At 61.2% G+C, this 22,146-nt stretch carries 23 protein-coding genes and 1 tRNA gene; 14 read left to right on the forward strand and 10 right to left on the reverse strand.

What is annotated here, in order from left to right; translation table 11 throughout:
• Positions 1–29: 29 nt before the first annotated feature.
• Both TK49_RS06770 and TK49_RS06775 read right to left on the reverse strand, forming a co-directional pair.
• A complete protein-coding gene (locus TK49_RS06770) occupies positions 30–1,085 on the reverse strand; it encodes a TrbL/VirB6 family protein (RefSeq protein ID WP_045786030.1) in 1,056 nt (351 codons plus the stop codon).
• The gene (locus TK49_RS06775; protein WP_045786031.1) at positions 1,082–1,450 is read right to left on the reverse strand and encodes a hypothetical protein; all 369 of its coding nucleotides are present in this window, start codon (positions 1,448–1,450) and stop codon (positions 1,082–1,084) included. Before TK49_RS06775 ends, TK49_RS06770 begins: the two co-directional genes overlap by 4 nt.
• Positions 1,451–1,994: 544 nt before the next feature.
• Between TK49_RS06775 and mobC the strand changes: the two genes are divergently transcribed.
• The 9 genes from mobC to tnpC all read left to right on the forward strand — a co-directional run bounded on the left by mobC (position 1,995) and on the right by tnpC (position 7,540).
• The gene (gene mobC / locus TK49_RS06780; RefSeq protein WP_052698595.1) at positions 1,995–2,522 is read left to right on the forward strand and encodes a plasmid mobilization relaxosome protein MobC; all 528 of its coding nucleotides are present in this window, start codon (positions 1,995–1,997) and stop codon (positions 2,520–2,522) included.
• A 416-nt stretch (positions 2,523–2,938) separates the two neighbouring features.
• Positions 2,939–3,214: a hypothetical protein gene (locus tag TK49_RS06785; protein ID WP_045786032.1), complete on the forward strand. Its 276-nt coding sequence runs from the start codon at positions 2,939–2,941 to the stop codon at positions 3,212–3,214.
• A 23-nt stretch (positions 3,215–3,237) separates the two neighbouring features.
• Entirely contained in the window at positions 3,238–3,603 is a 366-nt protein-coding gene (locus TK49_RS06790) for a hypothetical protein (protein WP_157773988.1), read from the forward strand.
• A gap of 14 nt (positions 3,604–3,617) precedes the next feature.
• Positions 3,618–3,836, forward strand: coding sequence for an antitoxin VbhA family protein (locus TK49_RS06795; RefSeq protein WP_045786034.1), 219 nt, complete (start codon positions 3,618–3,620; stop codon positions 3,834–3,836).
• A 54-nt stretch (positions 3,837–3,890) separates the two neighbouring features.
• A complete protein-coding gene (locus TK49_RS06800; protein WP_045786035.1) occupies positions 3,891–4,208 on the forward strand; it encodes a hypothetical protein in 318 nt (105 codons plus the stop codon).
• A 71-nt stretch (positions 4,209–4,279) separates the two neighbouring features.
• Positions 4,280–4,864: a hypothetical protein gene (locus tag TK49_RS06805; protein WP_045787784.1), complete on the forward strand. Its 585-nt coding sequence runs from the start codon at positions 4,280–4,282 to the stop codon at positions 4,862–4,864.
• A gap of 380 nt (positions 4,865–5,244) precedes the next feature.
• Positions 5,245–5,616: an IS66-like element accessory protein TnpA gene (tnpA, locus tag TK49_RS06810; protein ID WP_004633552.1), complete on the forward strand. Its 372-nt coding sequence runs from the start codon at positions 5,245–5,247 to the stop codon at positions 5,614–5,616.
• Positions 5,604–5,948, forward strand: a complete 345-nt coding sequence (gene tnpB, locus TK49_RS06815; protein WP_146049720.1) for an IS66 family insertion sequence element accessory protein TnpB — start codon at positions 5,604–5,606, stop codon at positions 5,946–5,948. Before tnpA ends, tnpB begins: the two co-directional genes overlap by 13 nt.
• A gap of 62 nt (positions 5,949–6,010) precedes the next feature.
• Positions 6,011–7,540, forward strand: coding sequence for an IS66 family transposase (tnpC, locus tag TK49_RS06820; RefSeq protein ID WP_009238807.1), 1,530 nt, complete (start codon positions 6,011–6,013; stop codon positions 7,538–7,540).
• A gap of 25 nt (positions 7,541–7,565) precedes the next feature.
• On the opposite strand, the gene TK49_RS06825 is transcribed toward tnpC, so the two are convergent.
• From TK49_RS06825 to TK49_RS06860, 8 genes are all read right to left on the reverse strand, one after another.
• A complete protein-coding gene (locus TK49_RS06825; protein WP_045787785.1) occupies positions 7,566–9,062 on the reverse strand; it encodes a UvrD-helicase domain-containing protein in 1,497 nt (498 codons plus the stop codon).
• Positions 9,055–11,085, reverse strand: coding sequence for an ATP-dependent nuclease (locus tag TK49_RS06830; protein ID WP_045786036.1), 2,031 nt, complete (start codon positions 11,083–11,085; stop codon positions 9,055–9,057). The genes TK49_RS06825 and TK49_RS06830 overlap by 8 nt, the downstream gene beginning before the upstream one ends.
• Positions 11,086–11,227: 142 nt before the next feature.
• On the reverse strand, positions 11,228–12,274 hold the full coding sequence (locus TK49_RS06835; protein ID WP_045786037.1) for a site-specific integrase: 1,047 nt from the start codon (positions 12,272–12,274) through the stop codon (positions 11,228–11,230).
• A 115-nt stretch (positions 12,275–12,389) separates the two neighbouring features.
• Positions 12,390–12,466: transfer RNA gene (locus TK49_RS06840), tRNA-Met, on the reverse strand.
• A 53-nt stretch (positions 12,467–12,519) separates the two neighbouring features.
• Positions 12,520–14,223, reverse strand: a complete 1,704-nt coding sequence (locus TK49_RS06845; RefSeq protein WP_045786038.1) for an MFS transporter — start codon at positions 14,221–14,223, stop codon at positions 12,520–12,522.
• A gap of 211 nt (positions 14,224–14,434) precedes the next feature.
• A complete protein-coding gene (locus tag TK49_RS06850) occupies positions 14,435–14,740 on the reverse strand; it encodes a DUF4212 domain-containing protein (protein ID WP_045786039.1) in 306 nt (101 codons plus the stop codon).
• Positions 14,737–16,287: a sensor histidine kinase gene (locus TK49_RS06855; RefSeq protein ID WP_045786040.1), complete on the reverse strand. Its 1,551-nt coding sequence runs from the start codon at positions 16,285–16,287 to the stop codon at positions 14,737–14,739. Before TK49_RS06855 ends, TK49_RS06850 begins: the two co-directional genes overlap by 4 nt.
• A complete protein-coding gene (locus TK49_RS06860) occupies positions 16,280–16,987 on the reverse strand; it encodes a response regulator (RefSeq protein ID WP_045786041.1) in 708 nt (235 codons plus the stop codon). Before TK49_RS06860 ends, TK49_RS06855 begins: the two co-directional genes overlap by 8 nt.
• A 257-nt stretch (positions 16,988–17,244) precedes the next feature.
• Between TK49_RS06860 and recA the strand changes: the two genes are divergently transcribed.
• From recA to sucD, 5 genes are all read left to right on the forward strand, one after another.
• Positions 17,245–18,303, forward strand: a complete 1,059-nt coding sequence (gene recA, locus TK49_RS06865; RefSeq protein WP_045786042.1) for a recombinase RecA — start codon at positions 17,245–17,247, stop codon at positions 18,301–18,303.
• Positions 18,304–18,398: 95 nt separating this feature from the next.
• Positions 18,399–18,878 (forward strand): recombination regulator RecX, encoded by a 480-nt coding sequence (recX, locus tag TK49_RS06870; RefSeq protein ID WP_045786043.1) that lies wholly within the window; start codon positions 18,399–18,401, stop codon positions 18,876–18,878.
• 289 nt (positions 18,879–19,167) lie between these two features.
• Positions 19,168–19,794: a DUF2889 domain-containing protein gene (locus tag TK49_RS06875; RefSeq protein WP_045787786.1), complete on the forward strand. Its 627-nt coding sequence runs from the start codon at positions 19,168–19,170 to the stop codon at positions 19,792–19,794.
• Between the two features lie 66 nt (positions 19,795–19,860).
• Positions 19,861–21,027, forward strand: coding sequence for an ADP-forming succinate--CoA ligase subunit beta (gene sucC, locus TK49_RS06880; RefSeq protein ID WP_045786044.1), 1,167 nt, complete (start codon positions 19,861–19,863; stop codon positions 21,025–21,027).
• 91 nt (positions 21,028–21,118) lie between these two features.
• A complete protein-coding gene (sucD, locus tag TK49_RS06885; protein WP_045786045.1) occupies positions 21,119–22,000 on the forward strand; it encodes a succinate--CoA ligase subunit alpha in 882 nt (293 codons plus the stop codon).
• Positions 22,001–22,146: the final 146 nt, after the last annotated feature.

The raw sequence follows: 22,146 nt of genomic DNA on the forward strand, positions 1-22,146 counted from the left end.
TCCCCTTTTTTCGCGTCCGCGAAAATGCGTCAGCCCTTAGTCATCCGGTTGGCTCTTCCGCCAGTGATCCTGCGATAGACGCCCAAGGGTGCTCCTGCTGTTGCTTTGGCTGCACCGCGGACAATTCGAGCATCCGCGCTTGCTTTGTGGAGGCTTCGCCGCAGGTTGGTTGGCCGCATTCCTGACATGCTAGACGCGGTCTTCCCAATGGCCCAACCAACGGCGCCCATGGATGACAATGCGACGCCACCGCTCAGCGCCGACGCCACTGTTGGCACCTGCAACATGGCCACAATGCAGATCGCACTGATCGCCACCAACGGGAAGATTGCGCTGAGGTTTGGATCGGCCGATGCAGACAATGGAAACGCAGAATCCAGATACGCCGTTACCAGGAAGAACAGCAGTTGCATGACCGCAGACGCCAACATGGCGAGAAGCACGTAGTTAAGCGCCTGACCAATCCATGCGTCGAAAAAGCGCTTCGTTCCCTCGAACATGATGGTCAGAATGAAGATCGGGCCGATCGCTAGGAGCAGCGCAAGCATCAGCTTTGACAAGATCAACCAGAACGCGCCGAACAGCGTTGCACCAAGGCCGATAATCCAGATCACCCAACCGGCAGCCAAGAGATCAAGGTCGGGCAGCATTCCGCCAGTGGAGTTGGCCTTCTCCTTGTAGGCCGCGCCGACGTCATACATACGACCGAACAGAGTGTCCAGAAAGCTCACGTTGCCGCCGTTGTCGGCGTGTCCGGCAGCGACCAGTCGCGCCAGATCGTCCGGCAGATTCCATAGGAAGTCGCGAACGTATTCGTTGTATACGCCGATACTTGTAGCCGCAGCAACGATGATGGACATTCGGATGATTCGAGATACGCCGTCAAGCATCGGCTCCTGGATCATGCCGCGCATCATTAACCAACCCCAGAGCATCACGTAAATCACGACAAGTTGCGTCGCCACCCCTGAGACGGTGCCGGCCACTGCCGATGACGTGTCCGAAACGTATGTCTGTAGAAGTCCATTCAGGCGGTTGAAGATGTCGGTATAGAAATGGAATTCCGATGCAACTGGCACGCTCATACCGCATCTCCGTTGTTGAGGGCCTTAGGCTGAGTCCTGGAGTTCTTTGGGGACATGGCGCGAATCCGCATCACTGAGAAGCCCGCCAGCAGGCCACCGAAGCCCACCATCGAGGCGAAGGAGTCCCCATGCCTCAACACGTCGATGCTGACATCTACAAAGACTCGCCAGGCGAACAGCAGGCAGAGATGCATCAGTAGCTGACCGCTGTTCTCGTAAGTCAGCAAGGCTTCCATGCCTACCTGCGAAACGATGGAGCGGCACATCTTCGCGGTTCGGTAGGTAAGAACGGCTACCGCGCCCGTCGCAATGGACACCGCACCTGCAACTGCGGAGGCGGTTTCAGGGGTTACGCTGCTGCTCATGATTGATCTCCGTTAGGGACACCTGACAAGTGATTTAGTGAGACAAAGTGTTTGCCATGAAATCAGCCGATGCGACGGCGTACCCGCTTCAAACAAGCGTTTCTGAATAGTTGGGAAAAATTCATGTAAAGCGATATAGGTTGACATTCGCTTTACAAATTATGGTGTTTTGCGCGTGAAAATAAGTATGTTTTAGTTGATTTTAACCGTGATATTCGCCGCACGCCACGAGCCTGCCAGAAGTTTCTTGAAATTGTCCTGAATGTGTATCGTCCGTGTACGTGGGATGTTTTGGCCCTGTCATGAGGACGTACTGTTGCACCAGAACTGCATCAGAAATGCCTCAATTTCGAACATTTGTGCATCACAAGTGCATTAGGGCTGCATAAAAACTGCAACATAAATGCAGCATTCTTGCCGTATAACCGCATCAAAAATGCACAAGGGCTTAGAGTCAAAGTAAGGGGGGTAAATCTAGGGCAGGATAGGCTTATGCGCGGCACACTGCTAGCATGCAATGCGTGCTTAACCGCCCCCTACTCGCATGCCAACTATTTACTTGCGCCCGACCGATGAACAGAAATCCAGGCTGCGGCAACTCGCGGCCAATGCGGGTGTTTCTGAGAACGCCTATATGCTGTTGTTACTGGGTCAGGTGGACAACGGCCCAACACCGCCAACTGGCGTAGCGGCCGACCTGGATGTCGCTGGGATCGAGCGAATCACGGTGAGGCTCCCTGCGTTCTTGAAGCGCGCTGTAGCAGGACGGGCCAGAGCAGCGGGAATGTCCATGGGTCGTTGGGTTTCTTCCCTGGTGCAATCAAACCTCATGCGAGTTCCCGTGCTGACAGATGCCGAATTGGCGGCCGTAAGTGCGTCTCGGAGGGAGCTGGCCGCTGTCGGGCGGAATATCAATCAAATCGCGAGGGCACTGAACGATGCGCCTCATGAAATCGATCGGATACCTCTCGAAAAGCTAGCTGAACTTGCCACTGCCGTCGATGAAACTAAGGCTTCGATGTCGGCCCTAGTGCGTTCCTCAAACGGGGTATGGGGTATCGAGAGCAAATAGACAGCAGGAATCCAGTATTTGGCCGCGCAAAACCATATGATTTACGATTGTTGCGTTCACCGAACGGATGCACAATGAGACTTACGCAAAGACTTCTTGCCGGATGGGCGATGGCGCGAGCCTTAGAATCTGTCGAGGTGCGCGCGGTTGTCGACGGATTTCAGGTCGTTGCAAAGCCAAGGGGTTCGGCGCCGCTTTTTCTAATGACAGGGCGTGGACGGGTCCGATGCTTTAAGTCTTGGGAAACTTGCATGCGCTATCTGCGCTCGCTTGGTATCACGCATCTCACTGTGGAAATGGCGGAGTGGAAGCCGGGGGCGCTGCGGTACGCGCGTTGACTGGTTGACTGGTTGAGGGGGGCGGTTGATTAATGGCTGGCTTCAGTCACGTATTGGCCAATTTATCGAGGAGAGGACGTGAAAACAATTTTCCTACGCGATCTGTATGACGCTTTTGATCTGCCGGGAGAGGGGCCAAGTCCTGTGCCTCACGTGATCGCCGACAACAGGTATGGCTATGCGCTCCGATTGGAGTCGGGCGGGGAGCAGATCGAAGTAACGGATGATGCCGGGGGGCGCCTTCGGTTTCGCACGATCGAACAGGTGCTCGATGTGTTGGCGGATGCCCCGGCGATTCAATCCGTAGTAGGGCTGCATTTCGATTCGTGGCGGCCGACCACCGCCATCTATTGATGATTTCCGTGGACGCTACCAACATGAGTTCACGCAAAGTGGTGCCGTTCCCAATGCAAAAGGGCGGATTGCCGATCCAGGCGGATGCAATTGAGGTGCCCTTGCCACGGCGAGAAGCCTTTCTGAGGGCGCTCGGCTTTGTTTGGGTGGTGTTGCGACTGCCGCTGTTTTTGGTGATGTACTGGCTGCGTGGCCTAGTCATCCTGCTGTGCAGCGCCGTTTCTGTGCCTGCATTGTTGTTTTGGCTGTTTAGCCTGTATGCCTTCCCGGAGAAGACCTACATGACTTGGGGTTTCGGCGTTATCAGCTTCGGTAGCTTCGTCGTGATGTGGGCCTATGACTACATCCTGATGGCGTTGTCATCGCAGGACATGATGCGCTCGCTCTGACACGGTGAAATTCAATGGCCACCATCGCAAAACCACAACACCAACGCCCACCGATTGACGAGCATGAGCGCGCCCGCCGTAAGGCGGCCATCGACTTTGCGCGTGGCAGCGTGCGCTTCGAGGGCTTCGTGCTGTCCCCGGAAGTGGAGGAAATCAACCGCCGATTCATTGACGGCGAGCTGACGGGCGACGAACACATCGAGGCAATCAAGGCGGCCGCACGCCATCGCTGAAGGTTTGAAGAACACTCGATCGACTCGCTATCGATAAGTTGAAGGGGTACAACCATGAAGCACAGCAACCGGACGCTCGCTCGAAGAACCGCAGAAGCTGAAATTCAGCCGATTGACGTCGATGCGATGAGCCGTCACCTCGATGAAGGAACGGCAAGGCGCTCGGCGCTGATTGATCAGGCGATAGCGACGGCAGACCCAGGCAAGCAACGACAGTGCATGGATGCCTTCCTCGAATCGTTCGAAGAGTCCTCCGAGTGCTTGCTTAAGGTAATAGCGGACATCGAACACATGTGTCGCGTCTTGTCGGAGCGGCGCGCAGCGTCGGCGCAGGCTAACTCTGTCATGCCGGCGTCCGGGCTGGAAAATTGAGCTTGGTACTCAAGCCTGCGGGCGACAGGTCGTTACACGAACTGAAGTCATTTGCTCTCCAAGGGAATCTAATGCTCAAGACGCTTCGCCTTCTCTCAAGCCTTGCCCTCGTCGCCACGCTTGCCGGCTGCCTGATTCCAGAGAAGTTTACGGCCTCGGTTAACGTAAAGCCGGACGGGTCCTACACGTACAAATACGATGGCACCGCTACTCATGCGTTGGCAGCTATGGCTATCAAGAAGTCGGGAGCCTTGCCAAGCAAGGACGAAGACGCGCTGAGGAGAGACGCAGAGAAGGCGTCCAAGGCCGATGGCGTTCGCAAGCTCTCGTATCTCGGTGGAGGCCGTTACGACCTTTCAATTGAGCGGGACTTGCAGATTGGCCAGCGGGCAGAGCCGATGAACGTGATCTCTGTCACCAAGGACAAGGACGGCGTTTTCACAATCGCGCCAATTGCTCTTAAGGAGAAGGACAAGAGTGGGCTGAGAGAGCTCGGTATCAAGGTTGATGGCACGGTTGAGGTGCGACTCCCTTCCAATGCCCAAGTCATCTCGCACAATGCCAGCGGCACTCCGGGAATGTTCAGTAAGGCGTACACGTGGAAAGTCGGAGCGATTGATCAGAACCCCTACATCAAATTCAAGCTGGCAAGCTGATCGCTTCTCGGCTGCAACGGGATCGTGTGGAGCCTGGCACGGGAAGAACCTATCTCCGCTTATAGCACCAACGTTTCGATCGAGTCTGGCCCAAACCATCGCTGCAAAGTCGTAACGGCGGCCTGTGAAAGGTATTGTGTGAACAGGAGCGCAAGTCGTCGCCTGGGCCTTGAGCATGCAACATAGAACAGATTTCTATTGCGCTCGTACATTGCCAACCGATTCGGCGGGATCGCCTGCGCCGACGCCAGCTCCAGCATGTCGTTGAAGTTGTATTGATTCCAACCGCGCCCCACTACTACGTAAGCACCCGGTGAACCCGTCTTGAAGGGGACCCGCGTAGCAAGGAGCATCGTGTCCATCTAGTTCTAGGTGGACACGTGGACACTATCGAAGAGAGCGCGCCAATACGGCGCCGACGTCGGCATAGCGCCGAGTTCAAGGCCAAGGCAGTGCAGGAGTGCATGCAGCCGGGTGTTTCGATCGCGGCGATAGCCCTGCACCATCGCCTCAATGCGAATCTGCTGCGGCGCTGGGTCGCCGAGCAGGAAGCAAAGAATGGCGCGCCTGAGGACCGCGAGTTGATGAGGGTGCCGCAAGGCGAGTTCATCCCGTTGCGGATCGGCGAGCCGACCACTGCCGTGCCGGACATCCAGATCGAAGTCCGCCGTGGCGCGACGACGATCAGTCTTCGCTGGCCGGGATCGGCCGCAGCGCAGTGCGCCCAGTGGCTGCAAGGGTGGTTGCGTTGATTCGGGTGGACGCGATCTGGTTGGCCGTGGAGCCGCTGGACATGCGCGCCGGTACCGAAACGATCCTCGCGCGGGTCGTCAAGGTGTTCGGCGCGGCACGCCCCCACCACGCCTACCTGTTTGCCAATAAGAGTTCGACGCGCATGAAGGTGCTGGTCTACGACGGCTTCGGCATCTGGCTGGCCGCGCGGCGCCTCAACAAGGGGCGCTTCATCTGGACGAACGGCGACCAGGCGATCGCCACGGCGCTCAATCCCGAGCAATTGCGTGCGCTGGTGACGGGGCTGCCTTGGCAGACGCTCACCCACGACCACGCGATCACGGTCGTGTAATACCCCCAAAGCCGTAAACTGGCTTCCTTCCAGAGGACTTGGGGTTCTGGCAGACTCGCCGCATGAACCTACCCACCAACCTCGATGCCCTGAGCCCGGACGAACTGCGCACACTGGCTGCGCAGTTGATGGCCCAGGTCGGCGAGAAGGACCGGGAGTTGCGGTACCGGCAAGCCAAGATCGACCAGCTCACACACGAGCTGGCCATCCACAAGCGCTGGAAGTTCGGCAAGCGCAGCGAGCAACTGACATCTGAACAGGCGAGTCTGCTGGACGAAGCCATTGACGCAGACCTCGAGGCGATTGAGACCGAACTGGAAGCGCTCCTGCCGTCGTCCAAATCTGAAGCCAAGAGCAAGCCCAAGCGCCAGGCATTGCCGCCGCAGTTGCCGCGCACCGACATCCACCACGAGCCGGACGCAGAGACCTGCACCTGTGGGTGTGCGCTCAAGCGCATTGGCGAAGACATCAGCGAGAAGCTGGACTACACGCCGGGCACGTTCACCGTGGAGCGTCACATCCGCGGCAAATGGGTGTGCGATCAGTGTGAGACGCTGGTGCAGACGCCGGTGCCACCCCACGTCATCGACAAAGGCATCCCGACGGCCGGACTGCTGGCACATACGCTGGTGTCCAAGTTCGGCGACCACCTTCCCCTGTATCGGCAGGAGCGCATCTATGCGCGCGCCGGTCTGGCCATCCCGCAATCGACACTGGGCGCGTGGGTGGGCATCTGTGGCGTGCGTCTGCAACCGCTGGTGGACGCCCTGCAAGAAGAGGTTCTGAGCCACGGTGTTCTGCACGCCGACGAAACGCCAGTGCAGATGCTCGCGCCCGGCAATGGCAAGACGCACCGCGCCTACCTGTGGGCCTATGCGCCGAGCGAGTTCGAGAAGATGCGCGCGGTGATTTACCAGTTTGCGCCCAGCCGCAGCGGCGAGCACGCTCGCGCGTTCCTGGGGCAGTGGCAAGGCAAGCTGGTATGTGATGACTTCGCCGGCTACAAGGCCAGCTTCGACGGTGGCGTCACTGAGATCGGTTGCATGGCCCATTCGCGGCGCAAGTTCTTTGAACTGCACGACAAGCACAAGAGCGAATTGGCGGGCCAGGCACTGCGCTACATGGTGAGCTTGTACGAGATCGAGGCGCAAGTGCGGGATGCTGAGCCAGACCAGCGCCTGGCAGCGCGGCAACAAAGGGCTGGCCCGATTCTAGAGCGGCTGCACGCCTGGCTCGAGGAACAGCGACGCCGCGTCCCAGACGGCTCGGCGATCGCGCGGGCCATTGACTACAGCCTCAAGCGGTGGCCGGCTCTCGTGCGTTACCTCGACGACCCGACGGTGCCCATCGACAACAACCACGTCGAGCGACAGATCCGGCCGGTTGCCCTGGGTCGCTCCAATTGGTTGTTTGCAGGCTCACTGCGCGCCGGTCAACGCGCGGCTGCCGTCATGAGCCTGATCCAATCGGCCAAGCTCAACGGGCACGATCCCTACGCCTATCTGAAAGACGTCCTCACGCGACTGCCGACCCACAAGGCGGCCGACATCGCCGAACTGCTCCCGCATCGCTGGACGCCCAGCGCCACCTAGCTGGCAAGACGGGTTCACCGGGTGCTTACACTACTACGAGCACATTTTCAAATTCTGCGCCCTTCACACCATGCTTCGTCTCGAAGGGCGATGATCCGTCGAGGTAGCTTCTCAAAGCCTGGATTTCGGTATATTGCACCCGTCGGAGCCTGTCGATCTCGCTCAAAGCGGCGGGCATCTCCTCGCCAGCGTCACGATCGAAGGCAGCTAGCTCACGTTCGCGCTCCTCAATTGCATCGGGCAAACGCGGTCGGCGCAACTGGCGAAGATGGTCAATTACGTCGCCGACTGTGGCGTTCCGCCGGAGCGCTATCAAGGCGTCCATCGCTTGTGCCCAGGCCACTTTGTCGGCAGGTCGCCGCAAGTGCGGCACATTCGATCCGAAAGCCTCGAACATTTGACCATAGCGCTGCGCGGCATAGGCTTCGCAGGCAGGCTCCAGCATGTCGACGAAGAAGGATATGTAGGGATGCTCTTTGCGAGTGAACGACTCGTTGTAGCGAAACGCGTTCGGCAGGCTTGCATAACCCTGTTCAGCCGCGAGCACGCGATGGGTGAGCATCAGTATCTTGGTGTGCTCGGGCGTAATGTTCCAATCGCTCTCTTCGAGCTCAGTCCGAACTGCGACCAGCGCGTTGTGTGCCACTTCAGTCGGGAGGTCGCCGCCCCAATGCCCGCCATTTTGGCGTTGTCCTTGCCAGTTGTTCGTCAGGAATACACGCACCTCGCCTACTGATTGCGGATCTTCCGCCAACTGGGGCAATTGCGGGCGCATCGCATTGAGCGTAGTGACGATGGTCTGGACCGAACGGAAATTTGCTTCTTTGCCGATCTCCTCGACCGCTGGGTGCTCTAACTTGCCGCAGCCGTTTCCATAGATCTTCTGCCAATGATCGCCAAAAAAGCCGAACAGCGGTGAGCCATTTGCGCCGAGGAAATGTTGCTTGATCGCTTCGACCCACGTAGCGTCGGTGTCCTGATACTCGTCGATCAGGATAATGGGATAGCGCTCAACGAGCAGTCGCCGGAACTTGGGGTTGCCCATCAGCGAAATGGTCAGCGGCAGCACGTCGTCGTGATGAAGCGACACCGATTTCTCGCGAATTGCCCGGAAGCCAAGACTGTATTCGATGGGGCGATCGCCTAGCCCGCCAGCTTCGGCAATGCGCTCTTCCCAAACGGGCATAGCTGTGACGAGCTCTCGAAGTTGGCGCTGGAAACCACTGATAAGCGACCAACAAAAGGCATGGTTTGTGTCGCAGCGGATGATTGGATGGCGATCCGTTCGCGCTACGATCTCATCGCGCGCAACATTGGTGTATGTGATACACGCAATCTGCTGCCCGCAGCGCGCCATGTCCCGTTGATGCTTATCGATCAGGAACTCCAGTGCCTTGATGAGCGAGTAGGTCTTCCCCGCGCCGGCACCCGCCTCCAGCCGGAAACTTCGTCCCTCCGTCAGCGCTGCATAGACGCGCTCCAGTGCGACACGGCTGGCTGCCTCGGCCGGCGTCTCAGGCATGGGGAGCCCCCTCGGCGTTGACGTTGGCGGCGGACACTCCGTCGCTGGCCAGCCACCGGATACCGTCGGTGAGATATTTAGGCGCAACCCAATCCTGGTCCTCAATCGCATAGGTGAGGGCAAAATCCGACTTCTTGAACTCCTTTGCTTTAGCCTGCGCAGCTAATTCGAGCGCGTTCGAGTCCTCGCCTGCAATGCCAAACTTGGCGGCGTTGGCGAGGATGAAGGCATCCTCGAAGGTGCGCCCGCACGGGCCGTCTACCGCCTCCGGGCATTGATAGGCGATGCGAGTGCGGTCCTTGCATTTGTCGGCGTCGGATTTGGCCGTTACCACTGCCAATGTAAGGGGATCATCCTCGAACCAGCTCTTGATGCAGGCGTTGCTCGTTGCTGTACCCTGATGGACAGCGCAAGCAGCGCCCCCGCTGGTAAGAGTTGCATCGAGATCGGTGATGATGAGCGAGCGGAGCTCAAGGAAGTTCAGGAGATCGACGAAGCGGTGAGCATAGGCGCCGCCGACCTCGATGATCGAGGTGTATTGGCTCGAAAGCTTAGGTGTGCCAGGTTCCGCCTCCTCCAGCTTGGCAGTGATGACGGGCAGCATGAGCCGTTCGCTTAAACCTTCAACCAGGATCGCCTTATCGGCGAAAAACAGGTCACAGCGCGTAAGCGTCATATATTGATGAAGGAAGCGCTTTTCTGGCTCCGGCTTGCCCGTGAGCCCAGTGCGCAAATCTTTGATCTTGGTCTGTCGGACGCCGATCGGTGTGCCAGGTACGGCAGTCGAGAGGAAATAGCGGATGCTCTCGAACCCAGCCTCATTTGCGATGTGCGATGAGTGGGTTGAGACCACAAACTGTACCGGCCAGGCCGCTTCGTTGGCCTCATCCCCGACAAGCTGTTGGGCGATACTGGCAAGCTTCCGAATGAATACCTCCTGCATTTGCGGATGGAGGTGGGCTTCTGGTTCCTCGATGAAGATAAGGTGCACGCCAGGGGTGGTTGGCTCGGCTCGGTAAGCCTTATAGAAGCTGACGAGTTGAAAGAGAATGAAGATCAGGTTGCGGACGCCAAGACCGTTGTAGGATTCCGGCAGTGTCACGCCGCTGAAGCCGCCATAGCGGACTTTGGTGAAGTTGGAGAGCAGTCGCTTTACGTCGAGCGTTGTTTCAGTTTGTAGCTCCTGACCACCGAGGCCGGGGTAGCCGAAGCTCTCGAGCGCAGGCAGCAGGTTCGCGAGCTGGCCGGAAAAATTCTGGTCAAGCTGCTCCTGGACATCCTTAACGGCGTTGGTTAGTGCTTCGGCTATTGCATGGTCGCCTTCGTCTGCAGCCTCCGAGTTTGCGGTCGAGAACATGTTCTCCAGCACCTTGGCCAGCACGTCGGTTTCCCGCGAGGTCACATCGTCGAGGCCTCGCTGTGCGTTGATGAAGCCAGTTTTGACAAGGTGGCGGAGCGATGCGGGCGGCATTGTGCGCCAGTTGGTTGCATCGTTAGGGTCTTCGGCTCTGATCGTCACTCCGAAGAGGCGGGGCACCCGTTCCCGCAGTACACGGAAGAACGCGATGCGGGATTCGTCGGTAAGTGCTTCCTGTGGCTGATCCTCGAAAAAGGCGGAGATCGCGCCATCCTTCAGTTCGTATCGGATAACCACCAGCGCTTGGTTACAGTCGACATCAAGGTCGACCACGAACGGAGCGAGGGGCCCAAAATCGGCTTGGTCGGCGCTATAGCGGAAGCGGATGCGCAACTCGATCGCGGGCAGTAGCTCGCGCACCATCTGATCGCCTGTCCCGGCGTTCTTCGCCGCAAGCGCCTGGCAGAAGCCTTCATAGCTAGCGCTAGAGAAGTCCTCCAGGTGAAAGCTCGCATTGGCGTCAGTCATCAGCCGCTTAATGACTTCAGACAATGATGTCTTGCCGCTGTTGTTGCGACCTACGATGACTGTAGTCTGCTCCTCAAGCGCGAGAGTGGCATCCGCCAGCAGGCGGAAGTTCTTGATCTCGACCGATTCAATTCGCACTCAATCCCCCTAACGCGACGATGCCTGCTGGCGCTTGTATGTGCGCCCTTCTTGATACTGTACTCCCAAGGCTGAGCCAGATCCCGTCTTGCTTCCTTGGAGCGCAAACGCCAGATCAAGTGCTGAGGAAAACCGCCACACCCTAGGCCAAGCGTTTTGCCAAATCCTCCGCGCGCAAATGCGTATATCGCTTTAGCATTTGCAGGGTCTTGTGTCCTGTAATCGCAGCCACCTCCATTGGGTTGAAGCCCAGCTCGAACAGTCGTGAGGTGGCTTCGTGGCGCAGATCATGGAACCGCAAGCCCGTGAGATAGTCGGCGTCGGGCTCACGGCTAAGCTCTAGGCACTCTTTCTCATACTGGGTACGTGCGCGTTGTATCGCGCGCTGCCAGCCGTGGCGTACGCTGTCGCTCGCTTGCCAGTTCCAGAAAACCCGCTTGTCTTGGATGTGGCGATTCACCGCCTGAAGTGCGTTGGCTGCGCGGCTCGATAGCGGAACCAGGCGGGCGTCGCCATTCTTGGTGTCCGGCAACATAGCCACGCGCCGCTTGAGATCAAGGTTGTCCCAGGTGAGGCTAAGTAATTCGCCAAGCCGCATAGCGGTTTCCACGGCGACGATGACTAACTGAGCCAGGGCTACGGACTGACTTTTTTCGCAAGCGTCTAGCAAGCGTTGTTCTTCACCGTCCATCAATCGGCGGTCCCGGCCGGCAGGGCGCTTCGGCTTGCGCGCCAAAAGGACCGGGTTTTCCAGATGCTCCATCCCCCATTCTTTTCGGGCGATGGTGAACAGATGGGACAGGGCTGCAAGCTCGTTGAGTATCGAACTGGCGGACACTGTGGTGGCGCGCTTGTCGCGGTAGCTGGCGACGTCGCTGCCCCGTATGGAGGCCAGCGGCATCGATCCCAGAGCGCTGTCCTTGAGGGTCTTGATGCGCCCCTTTTCCTGTGTGGCGCTTTTCTTGTGCACCGTAACCTCGCGTTCGTATCGCTCAAAGGCTTCGCGCAAGGTGGTCCGCTCGGCTTCGCTGCGATCGGCGAAGGTTCCTCGTTTCATGGAAGCCTCGACTTCGAGCGCCCACGACTCGGCTTCGGCTCTTGTGTTGAAAGTCTTGACTTGAGGAGGAAAGCCCTTGCGGGCGATACGGGCTTGCCACTGGAGCTCGCCGCGCTTGCGGAAGGATGCCATCGTTTTTGCCTTTACCTGTGTGAGACCTGGCGGCCTCATTTGGACAGATTTTGGACAAAAAACCGGAACCCGGAAAGACAAAGGGGTTAGGCGATGCCTAACCCCTTGTTTTGTATGGTGGCGAATCAGGGACTCGAACCCCGGACCTGCGGATTATGATTCCGTCGCTCTAACCGACTGAGCTAATTCGCCGAAGAAGCGGGATTGTACCGTCTTCGGCGAGGTTGTCAAGCCCCTGATTGCGCTCAGTCGTTGCGATAGATATCCACGTCCTTGGTTTCCCGCACGAACAGCGCACCGATCACGAACGTGATGGCCGCAATCCAGATCGGGTACCACAGCCCGTGGTAGATGTTGCCGTTCTGGGCCACGAGGGCGAACGAGATGGTCGGCAGCAGGCCCCCGAACCAGCCGTTGCCGATGTGATACGGCAGCGACATCGACGAGTACCGGATGCGCGTCGGGAACATCTCCACCAGCATCGCCGCGATCGGGCCGTAGACCATGGTCACATAGATCACCAGGATCACCAGGATCACCAGCACCATGACCGTGTTCATCTGCGCCGGATCGGCCTTGCTCGGATAGTTCGCGGCCTTGAGCGATTCCGCCACCTGCTTCTTGAAGTCGGCGATCTTGGCCTTGCTTTCGGCGTCGAAGCTCTGGCCGTCAGCCGTGCGGCCGGCGTTGAGCGAGGCGATCTCCTTGCCGGCGATCGTCACCGTGGCGACCGTACCGGCCGGGGCTTCTTCCGTCTCATAGCTGGCCGAAGACTGCGCCAGCGTGCGCTTGGCGATGTCGCACGACGAGCGGAAATCGACTTCCCGCGCGATCGGGCTGCCCTGGAACGAGCACTCCTTCGGATCAGCCTTCACGACGATCTGCGCCGTTTGCTGGGCACGCTCCAGCGCTGGGTTGGCGTAGTGCGTGAGCGCCTTGAACAGCGGGAAGTACGTCAGCACCGCCAGCAGGCAGCCGGCCATGATGATCCACTTGCGGCCGATGCGGTCGGACAGCGCGCCGAAGAACACGAAGAACGGCGTGCCGATGGCCAGCGCCACGGCAATCAGCACATTGGCCGTGAACGCGTCGACCTTCAGCACCTGCGTGAGGAAGAACAGCGCGTAGAACTGGCCCGTGTACCACACCACGGCCTGGCCGGCGGTCAGGCCGACGAGCGCCAGGATCACGATCTTCAGGTTGCGCCATTGGCCGAAGGCTTCCGTCAGCGGGGCCTTGGAGGTCTTGCCCTCCGCCTTCATCTTCTGGAATGCCGGCGACTCGCTCATCGACAGGCGGATGTACACCGAGGTGGCGAGCAGCAGGATCGACACCAGGAACGGGATACGCCAGCCCCAGTCGTCGAAGGCCTTGCCGGTCAGTTCGCGCACCACCAGGATGACGATCAGCGAGAGGAACAGGCCCAGCGTGGCGGTCGTCTGGATCCACGACGTGTAGGCGCCGCGGCGGCCGTGCGGGGCGTGTTCGGCGACATACGTGGCGGCACCGCCGTACTCCCCGCCGAGCGCAAGGCCCTGCAGCAGACGCAGCGCGATCAGAATGATCGGCGCGGATACGCCGATCGTGCCGTAGGACGGCAGCAGGCCGACGATGAACGTCGACGTGCCCATGATGACGATGGTGACCAGGAACGTGTACTTGCGCCCGATCATGTCGCCCAGGCGGCCGAACACCAGCGCGCCGAACGGGCGCACCAGGAAGCCCGCGGCAAAGGCGAGCAGTGCAAAGATGAAACCCGCCGTCGGATCCAGTCCCGAGAAGAACTGCTTGGCGATGATGGCCGCAAGCGACCCATAGAGATAGAAGTCGTACCACTCGAACACCGTCCCCAGCGACGAGGCGAAGATGACCTTCTTCTCCTCCTTCGTCATGGGTGCGGGCTGCACACGCCCGACGGGCGCGTTCGGTGCACTCTGCACGGTTGCCATGTTGTCTCCTGTTTTCATAGGTCGTCCCGCTGGGCATGGACATGACAACGCAACACAGTCGCCCGCGGAATTGTGAACGATTGTGGGAAGCGAAACTTACTGCGTTCTGACATGCACCCCCAGCGAACGCAGCAATTTCATCGGGGTATACGCGAGGCTGCGGCGCTTGCGTGCGCCAGCCAGTGCAACCAGCCAGGGCTGCTTCAGCGCGTCAAATGGAAGGTGGGGGAGGCGGCGCATAGGCGTCGTGCTGCGGCGCCTCGGTATCTTGCGCTGCAGCATCGGCGGCGCGGTTGGTGCGCCACGCGTACAGCACTGTGATCAGCACATAGACGACGGGCGCCCCCTGGCCCGCGACCCAGTAGGCGAAGGGCCAATCGAAGAAGCGCATGGTGAGGTCGCGCGCGAAGAACGCCACGACGTAAGTCACCACAAACCAGATCGCCAGCAGCGCGGCAACCCAGCGCATGTTCGTCATCCAGCGTCGGCGCGCGGGGGTTCCGGGCGTGATGCTCATGCGGCGGGCTCCTCGCCCGGCGCGCAGCGATGCAGCGTGATGCGAAAGCGCGCGCCCGCCAGCCGTGGCGCGCTCTGATAGACGTTGTCCAGCACCTCGATGTCGCCGCCGTGCTGCTGGACGATCTCGCGCACGATGGCCAGACCCAGGCCGCTGCCTTCGGCCTGCGTGCCCAGGATGCGATAGAAGCGCTGCATCACGCGTTCGCGCTCGGCCACCGGGATGCCCGGGCCCGTGTCGTCCACGTCGATGAAGACGAACGGCTCGAACGGCGCGGTGGTGACGCGCACCGTCACGCGGCCGCCGTCGGGTGTGTAGCGGATCGCGTTGTCGAGCAGGTTGTTGAGCATCTCGGCGAGCATGGTGGCGTTGCCCGGGGTCATGACCGGCGGCCCGGGCTCCTCGTAGCCGAGGTCGATGCGCTTGGCCCACGCCTTGGGCAGCCAGTCGGCCACCACCTGGCGCGACAGCGCGCAGATGTCGAGCGGCACCAGGCCGTCGGTCGCGCCCATGTTCTCCATGCGCGCCAGCGAAAGCAGCTGCTTGACGAGGTGGGCGGTGCGGTCCGAGCTGTCGGCGATGTACGCGAGCGTGCGGCGCAGCTCGTCGGGCGATTGCTCGCGTTGTGCCAGCTCGGCCTGCATGCGCAGCCCGGCCAGCGGCGTCTTCATCTGGTGGGCGGCATCGGCAATGAAGCGCTTCTGTGTCTGCACCGATTGCTCAAGCCGCCCCAGCAGCTCGTTGAACGAGGCCACCAGCGGCGTGAGTTCCTGCGGCGCGGCGCCTTCGTCGATCGGGCTCGTGTCGCCGGGGTTGCGCGCGCGGATGCGCTCCTGGATCGCGTTGAGCGGCGCCAGCCCGCGCGTGAGCCCGAACCACACCAGCACCACCGCCAGCGGCAGGATCACGAACTGCGGCAGGATCACGCCCTTGATGATCTCGTTGGCCAGCTGCGCGCGCTTGTCGAGCGTCTCGGCCACCTGCACCAGCGCGGGCTTGCCGCCCGGCTTCTGCACATACGTATAGGCGACGCGGATGTCCGCTCCGTGCACGCGGTCGTCGCGCAGTTGCACGAGGCCTCCGGCGCTGGCGTCCTCTTCGGGCGGCAGCGGCAGGTCGCGGTCGCCGGAGACGAATTCGCCGTTCGTGCCGAGCACCTGGTAGTAGATGTTGTCGGTCTCGTCGGCCCGCAGGATCTCGCGTGCCGAAATCGGCAACTGCAGCGTGATGCGCCCGTTGACCTCGCGCAATTGCTGGCTGAGCACGATGGCGCTCGATTCCAGGGCGCGGTCGTACGGCGCGTTGGCGATGGACTTGGCCACCAGGTACGTCACCGCAATGCTCATCGGCCAGAGCAGCAGCAGCGGCGCGAGCATCCAGTCCAGAATTTCGCCGAACAGCGATCGGGCGACCGGGCGCGTGGCGTCGTCTTCGAGGTGGGGGAGGGTGTCGGCGAGGTCGCGGTCGTCAGCCTCGGGCCTGGCGCTGGCCTGCGGGGCGCGCGGTGAGCGGTAGCGGCGCCACGGCCAGGCCAGGCGGTCAGCCATGGGCGGCGGCCGTGGTGGTGGGGCTGGCCATGCGCTCGAGGCAATAGCCCAGCCCGCGCACGGTGGCGATGCGCACGCCCTCCACCTCGATCTTCTTGCGCAGCCGGTGGATATACACCTCGATGGCGTTGTTGCTGACTTCCTCGCCCCAGCCGCACAGGTGGTCGACGAGTTGTTCCTTCGACACCAGACGCCCCACGCGCGCGAGCAGGATTTCCAGCAGCCCGATCTCACGCGCCGACAGCTCCACCACCTGGTCATGGATGTAGGCAATGCGCCCGACCTGGTCAAACGCCAGCGGTCCATGCCGCACGAGGGTGGCGCCGCCGCCCGTGCCGCGCCGCACCAGTGCCCGCACGCGCGCTTCCAGTTCGGATAGGGCGAAGGGTTTGGCCATGTAATCGTCGGCGCCCAGGTCCAGGCCCTTGACGCGTTCCTCGACGCTGTCGGCGGCCGTCAGGATCAGCACCGGCAGCATCGCTCCGCGCGAGCGCAGGCGCTTGAGCACCTCCAGCCCCGACAGGCGCGGCAGGCCCACGTCGAGGATCAGCAGATCATAGGTCTGGGCCGTCTGGGCGGACAGCGCCGCATCGGCGGCGGCGCCATCGGCGGCGCGGTCGACGGCATAGCCCGCCTGGCGCAGCGAACGGGTGAGCCCGTCGGCCAGCGTGGCGTCGTCTTCGGCAATCAGGATGCGCATGCGTGTCTCCCCGCGATGCTCGGGCGACGTGTCTGTTCGCCCATGCCGCCCGCCACATGGTTTTTGCGCGACACGAACGTCGGGAGACTTGTCAAAACCACTGGTTTTTTATACAGTATCCCGAATTCGCCGTGCTGTAGTCTTGGCGGCGCTAGAGTCATGAAGTCGGCTGCGTTTTGCGGCCCGCTGTTGCAGACAACCGCTGGAATCACAAGCCTCGCGGCCCATTTATACACCAATTTGCACGAAGGACGACCATGGAAGACGGCAAGAAGGCGGCCACGATGAGCGCAGAAAAGCAGAAGGCGCTGGCTGCCGCGCTCGCGCAGATCGAAAAGCAGTTCGGCAAGGGCTCGATCATGAAGATGGGCGATGCCGAAGTGGAGCCGGTCCAGGTGGTGTCCACCGGGTCGCTGGGGCTGGACGTCGCGCTGGGCGTCGGCGGCCTGCCGCGCGGCCGCGTGATCGAAATCTACGGCCCGGAATCGTCCGGCAAGACCACGCTGACCCTGCAGGTGGTGGCCGAGATGCAGAAGCTCGGCGGCACCTGCGCGTTCATCGACGCCGAACATGCGCTTGACGTGACTTACGCCGACAAGATCGGCGTGAGCGTGCCGGACCTGCTGATCTCCCAGCCGGACACGGGCGAACAGGCCCTGGAAATCGCCGACGCGCTGGTGCGCTCGGGCTCGGTCGACCTGATCATCATCGACTCGGTGGCTGCCCTGGTGCCGAAGGCGGAAATCGAAGGCGAAATGGGCGACGCGCTGCCCGGCCTGCAGGCCCGCCTGATGAGCCAGGCGCTGCGCAAGCTGACCGGCACCATCAAGCGCACCAACTGCATGGTGATCTTCATCAACCAGATCCGCATGAAGATCGGCGTGATGTTCGGCTCGCCTGAAACCACCACGGGCGGTAACGCGCTCAAGTTCTACGCCTCCGTGCGCCTGGATATCCGCCGCATCGGCTCGATCAAGAAGGGCGACGAGGTGGTCGGCAACGAGACCAAGGTCAAGGTCGTCAAGAACAAGGTGGCGCCGCCGTTCCGCGAGGCGATCTTCGACATCCTCTACGGGCAGGGCGTGTCGCGCGAGGGCGAAATCATCGACCTGGGCGTGGAAGCCAAGGTGGTGGAGAAGTCTGGCGCCTGGTACAGCTACAACGGCGAGCGCATCGGCCAGGGCCGCGACAACTGCCGCGAATACCTGCGCGAGAACCCGGATCTGGCCCGCGAGATCGAAAACAAGGTTCGTGAGCATCTGGGCGTGACGCCGATGGGCGCCGTCGCGGTGGCCGAGGAAGTCGAGGAAGAGTAATTGGGTTGGCCGTCGGCGCAGATCGGCGGTCCTATCGAGATTTGACACGCCTGCCGTCCCCCAACGGTGGGCGTTTTTCTTTGGGCGTGAAACCGATGCCGTTGCCGCGTCAACCCCTGTCGCTGAAGGCGCGTGCGCTGGGCTACCTCTCCCGGCGGGAGCACAGCCGGGCCGAACTGCGCCGCAAGCTGGCGCCCCATGCGGAAACCGCCGAAGAAGTGGATGCGCTGCTGGATTGGCTGGAAGGCGAAAACTGGCTGTCCAACACACGCTTCGCCGAGAGCCTGGTGCACCGCCGCGCTGGCCGTTATGGAACAGCCCGGCTGATGCAGGAACTGAAAACACACCAACTCGGCGATGAGACGCTCGGTGAAGTGAAAGCGCAACTGCAGAGTACCGAGGCCGAACGGGCCAGGGCGCTGTGGGAGAAGCGCTTCGGCCGGCCGCCTGGCGATCCGGCCGAACGGGCAAAACAGGTGCGCTACATGGTGGCGCGCGGGTTTTCACGGTCGGTGGTGTCACGCATCATCGCCGGCGCAGACGAATTGCTCGACGACGGTGACGATTCGTCCTGAACGTCGCTGATCGTGCAACAATCCGGCCGGACAATCTGGCCGCGCCATCAAGCAGGGGGGGGCGTCCGCGGCGGGTTGTTGCAACGCTTCTGGCATTGCATTGCAGCACGCGGCCCAGTCCCGTCGTGACGACGTGTTAAAATCCCGGGCTTCGATACCGCCCTCTACTCCGGTGGCAGGGCGGGTTGTGTTCGTGTATGGCGGCTGATGCGCTGCCGTCCACGTCCCGTGGGTGATGCGCGAGATCCGCGCGCGCCTGCTCCGTCGGTCCTATCGGTCTGTCTGGTCCATGCCTCTGTCTGCCCCCGTCCCGCGCGCCATGCGCCACCGCCGTGCCATCACGGTGGAGGCCTATTTGCGGGAAGACGGCCTGTGGGACATCGAGGCACGCCTGACCGACACCAAACCGCGCGACATCCCGCTGGCCAGCGGAGGCGTCCGTCCTCAAGGCGAGCCTTTGCACGACCTGTGGCTGCGCGTGACCATCGATACCCGCATGAACGTGGTGGATGCCGAAGCGTGCTCCGACTGGGTGCCGTATCCCACACACTGCGACACGATCGGCCCGGCCTATCGCAAGCTCATCGGCCTGAACCTGATGAAGGGTTTCCGAAAGGCCGCGCGTGAGAGACTGGGTGGCGTGGCGGGCTGTACGCATCTGACCGAGCTGTGCGGCGTGCTGCCGACTGCCGCCATCCAGGCGTTTGCGGGCGATGTCTTTCCGGTGCGCGACAATTCCAACGACCATCGGCCCATCGAGCCCGGTGAAACGCCGCCATACCAACTTCACGGCTGCCATGCCCTGCATTTCGAGGGCGAGGTGGTCCGCAAGCATTATCCGCGCTGGTTCGCCTACCAGCCCGAAGCCAAGATCCTACCGCCAGTCACCGAGCCGTCGTCGGAGCCGTCGTCCTGACAAAGCCCGCACCGCTCGCGTTTTCAACATTCATCACACTCATCCAGCCTAGCAAAGGAAACACGCATGAATATCCATGAGTACCAAGGCAAGGAAATCCTGCGCAAATACAATGTGCCGGTTCCGCGCGGCATTCCGGCCTTCTCGGTGGCCGAGGCTCTGAAGGCCGCTGAAGATCTGGGCGGCCCGGTGTGGGTCGTGAAGGCGCAGATTCATGCGGGCGGCCGTGGCAAGGGCGGCGGCGTGAAGGTTGCCAAGAGCATCGACCAAGTCAAGGAATACGCCACCAACATCCTCGGCATGCAGCTGGTGACGCACCAGACCGGCCCGGAAGGCAAGAAGGTCAACCGCCTGCTGATCGAAGAGGGCGCTGACATCAAGAAGGAACTGTACGTGTCGCTGGTGGTGGACCGTGTGTCGCAGAAGGTCGCCCTGATGGCCTCGAGCGAAGGCGGCATGGACATCGAAGAGGTCGCTGCCCACACGCCGGAGAAGATCCACACGCTGATCATCGACCCGCAAGCCGGCCTGCAGGACGCCGATGCGGACGACATTGCCAAGAAGATCGGCATTCCTGACGCCTCGATCCAGCAAGCGCGCCAGGCGCTGCAAGGCCTGTACAAGGCATTCTGGGAAACCGACGCGTCGCTGGCGGAAATCAACCCGCTGATCCTGACCGGCGAAGGCAAGGTCATCGCGCTGGACGCCAAGTTCAATTTCGATTCGAACGCGCTGTTCCGCCACCCGGAAATCGTGGCTTACCGCGACCTGGATGAAGAAGACGCGAACGAAATCGAGGCCTCGAAGTTTGACCTGGCCTACATCTCGCTGGACGGCAACATCGGCTGCCTCGTGAACGGTGCCGGCCTGGCCATGGCCACGATGGACACCATCAAGCTGTTCGGCGGCGAGCCGGCCAACTTCCTCGACGTGGGCGGCGGTGCCACCACCGAGAAGGTGACCGAAGCCTTCAAGCTGATGCTGAAGAACCCGGGCCTGAAGGCCATCCTGGTGAACATCTTCGGCGGCATCATGCGCTGCGACGTGATCGCCGAAGGCGTGATCGCCGCATCGAAGGCTGTGTCGCTGTCGGTGCCGCTGGTCGTGCGCATGAAGGGCACCAACGAAGACCTCGGCAAGAAGATGCTGGCCGACTCGGGTCTGCCCATCATCGCCGCTGACACGATGGAAGAGGCCGCCCAGAAGGTCGTGGCCGCAGCCGCCGGCAAGTAAGCCGCCCGCTGAACGAACCCTACGCGAACGTGAGCGGCGCCCAAGTACGAAAAGTACGACAGCGCGGCTCGCTGCATAAAAGGATTACAGCATGTCGATTCTGATCAACAAAGACACCAAGGTCATCACCCAGGGGATCACCGGCAAGACCGGCCAGTTCCACACGCGCGGCTGCCGCGACTACGCCAACGGCAAGAACTGCTTTGTCGCCGGCGTGAACCCGAAGAAGGCCGGCGAAGACTTCGAAGGCATTCCCATCTACGCAACCGTCAAGGACGCCAAGGCGCAGACCGGCGCGACCGTGTCGGTGATCTACGTGCCGCCCGCAGGCGCCGCTGACGCCATCTGGGAAGCCGTTGAAGCCGAGTTGGATCTCGTGGTCTGCATCACGGAAGGCATCCCCGTGCGCGACATGATGATGGTCAAGGACAAGATGCGTAAGGCTGGCAGCAAGACGCTGCTGCTGGGCCCGAACTGCCCTGGCCTGATCACGCCGGACGAAATCAAGATCGGCATCATGCCGGGTCACATCCACAAGAAGGGCCGCATCGGTGTGGTGTCGCGCTCGGGCACGCTGACGTACGAAGCCGTGGGCCAGCTGACCGCGCTGGGCCTGGGCCAATCGTCGGCAGTCGGTATCGGCGGCGACCCGATCAACGGCCTGAAGCACATCGACGTGATGAAGATGTTCAACGACGATCCGGAAACGGACGCCGTGGTCATGATCGGTGAGATCGGTGGTCCGGACGAAGCCAACGCGGCTTACTGGATCAAGGAAAACATGAAGAAGCCGGTGGTGGGCTTCATCGCTGGCGTGACCGCGCCTCCGGGCAAGCGCATGGGCCACGCCGGCGCGCTGATCTCGGGCGGTGCCGACACTGCGCAAGCCAAGCTCGACATCATGGAAGAGTGCGGCATCAAGACCACCAAGAACCCGTCCGAAATGGGCCGACTGCTGAAGTCGCTGCTGTAATCGGCAAGGTTTGCGGTAACACGGAGACGGGAGGCCTGGCCTCCCGTTTTTGTTTGTGCGCCGCACCGTCATCGCGCCGTGCGTAGCGGGCACGACATGTGTATAAGCTCAACTCCAGCGGGCTCAAGGCAGGTCCCCGTCCATCA

Origin of the sequence: Ralstonia mannitolilytica (assembly GCF_000954135.1) — a bacterium.
GTDB lineage: Bacteria > Pseudomonadota > Gammaproteobacteria > Burkholderiales > Burkholderiaceae > Ralstonia > Ralstonia mannitolilytica.

Excerpts from the sequence above, each read along its gene's own strand:
- recX (WP_045786043.1), top strand. The coding sequence starts at position 18,399 with ATGCCGTTGCCGCGTCAACCCCTGTCGCTGAAGGCGCGTGCGCTGGGC.
- TK49_RS06775 (WP_045786031.1), bottom strand. The coding sequence starts at position 1,450 with ATGAGCAGCAGCGTAACCCCTGAAACCGCCTCCGCAGTTGCAGGTGCG.
- TK49_RS06770 (WP_045786030.1), bottom strand. The coding sequence starts at position 1,085 with ATGAGCGTGCCAGTTGCATCGGAATTCCATTTCTATACCGACATCTTC.
- sucD (WP_045786045.1), top strand. The coding sequence starts at position 21,119 with ATGTCGATTCTGATCAACAAAGACACCAAGGTCATCACCCAGGGGATC.
- TK49_RS06875 (WP_045787786.1), top strand. The coding sequence starts at position 19,168 with ATGCCTCTGTCTGCCCCCGTCCCGCGCGCCATGCGCCACCGCCGTGCC.
- tnpC (WP_009238807.1), top strand. The coding sequence starts at position 6,011 with ATGAACCTACCCACCAACCTCGATGCCCTGAGCCCGGACGAACTGCGC.
- TK49_RS06790 (WP_157773988.1), top strand. The coding sequence starts at position 3,238 with ATGAGTTCACGCAAAGTGGTGCCGTTCCCAATGCAAAAGGGCGGATTG.
- TK49_RS06860 (WP_045786041.1), bottom strand. The coding sequence starts at position 16,987 with ATGCGCATCCTGATTGCCGAAGACGACGCCACGCTGGCCGACGGGCTC.
- TK49_RS06855 (WP_045786040.1), bottom strand. The coding sequence starts at position 16,287 with ATGGCTGACCGCCTGGCCTGGCCGTGGCGCCGCTACCGCTCACCGCGC.
- TK49_RS06845 (WP_045786038.1), bottom strand. The coding sequence starts at position 14,223 with ATGGCAACCGTGCAGAGTGCACCGAACGCGCCCGTCGGGCGTGTGCAG.
- TK49_RS06800 (WP_045786035.1), top strand. The coding sequence starts at position 3,891 with ATGAAGCACAGCAACCGGACGCTCGCTCGAAGAACCGCAGAAGCTGAA.
- TK49_RS06805 (WP_045787784.1), top strand. The coding sequence starts at position 4,280 with ATGCTCAAGACGCTTCGCCTTCTCTCAAGCCTTGCCCTCGTCGCCACG.
- TK49_RS06835 (WP_045786037.1), bottom strand. The coding sequence starts at position 12,274 with ATGGCATCCTTCCGCAAGCGCGGCGAGCTCCAGTGGCAAGCCCGTATC.
- mobC (WP_052698595.1), top strand. The coding sequence starts at position 1,995 with ATGCCAACTATTTACTTGCGCCCGACCGATGAACAGAAATCCAGGCTG.
- TK49_RS06825 (WP_045787785.1), bottom strand. The coding sequence starts at position 9,062 with ATGCCTGAGACGCCGGCCGAGGCAGCCAGCCGTGTCGCACTGGAGCGC.
- TK49_RS06795 (WP_045786034.1), top strand. The coding sequence starts at position 3,618 with ATGGCCACCATCGCAAAACCACAACACCAACGCCCACCGATTGACGAG.
- recA (WP_045786042.1), top strand. The coding sequence starts at position 17,245 with ATGGAAGACGGCAAGAAGGCGGCCACGATGAGCGCAGAAAAGCAGAAG.
- TK49_RS06850 (WP_045786039.1), bottom strand. The coding sequence starts at position 14,740 with ATGAGCATCACGCCCGGAACCCCCGCGCGCCGACGCTGGATGACGAAC.
- sucC (WP_045786044.1), top strand. The coding sequence starts at position 19,861 with ATGAATATCCATGAGTACCAAGGCAAGGAAATCCTGCGCAAATACAAT.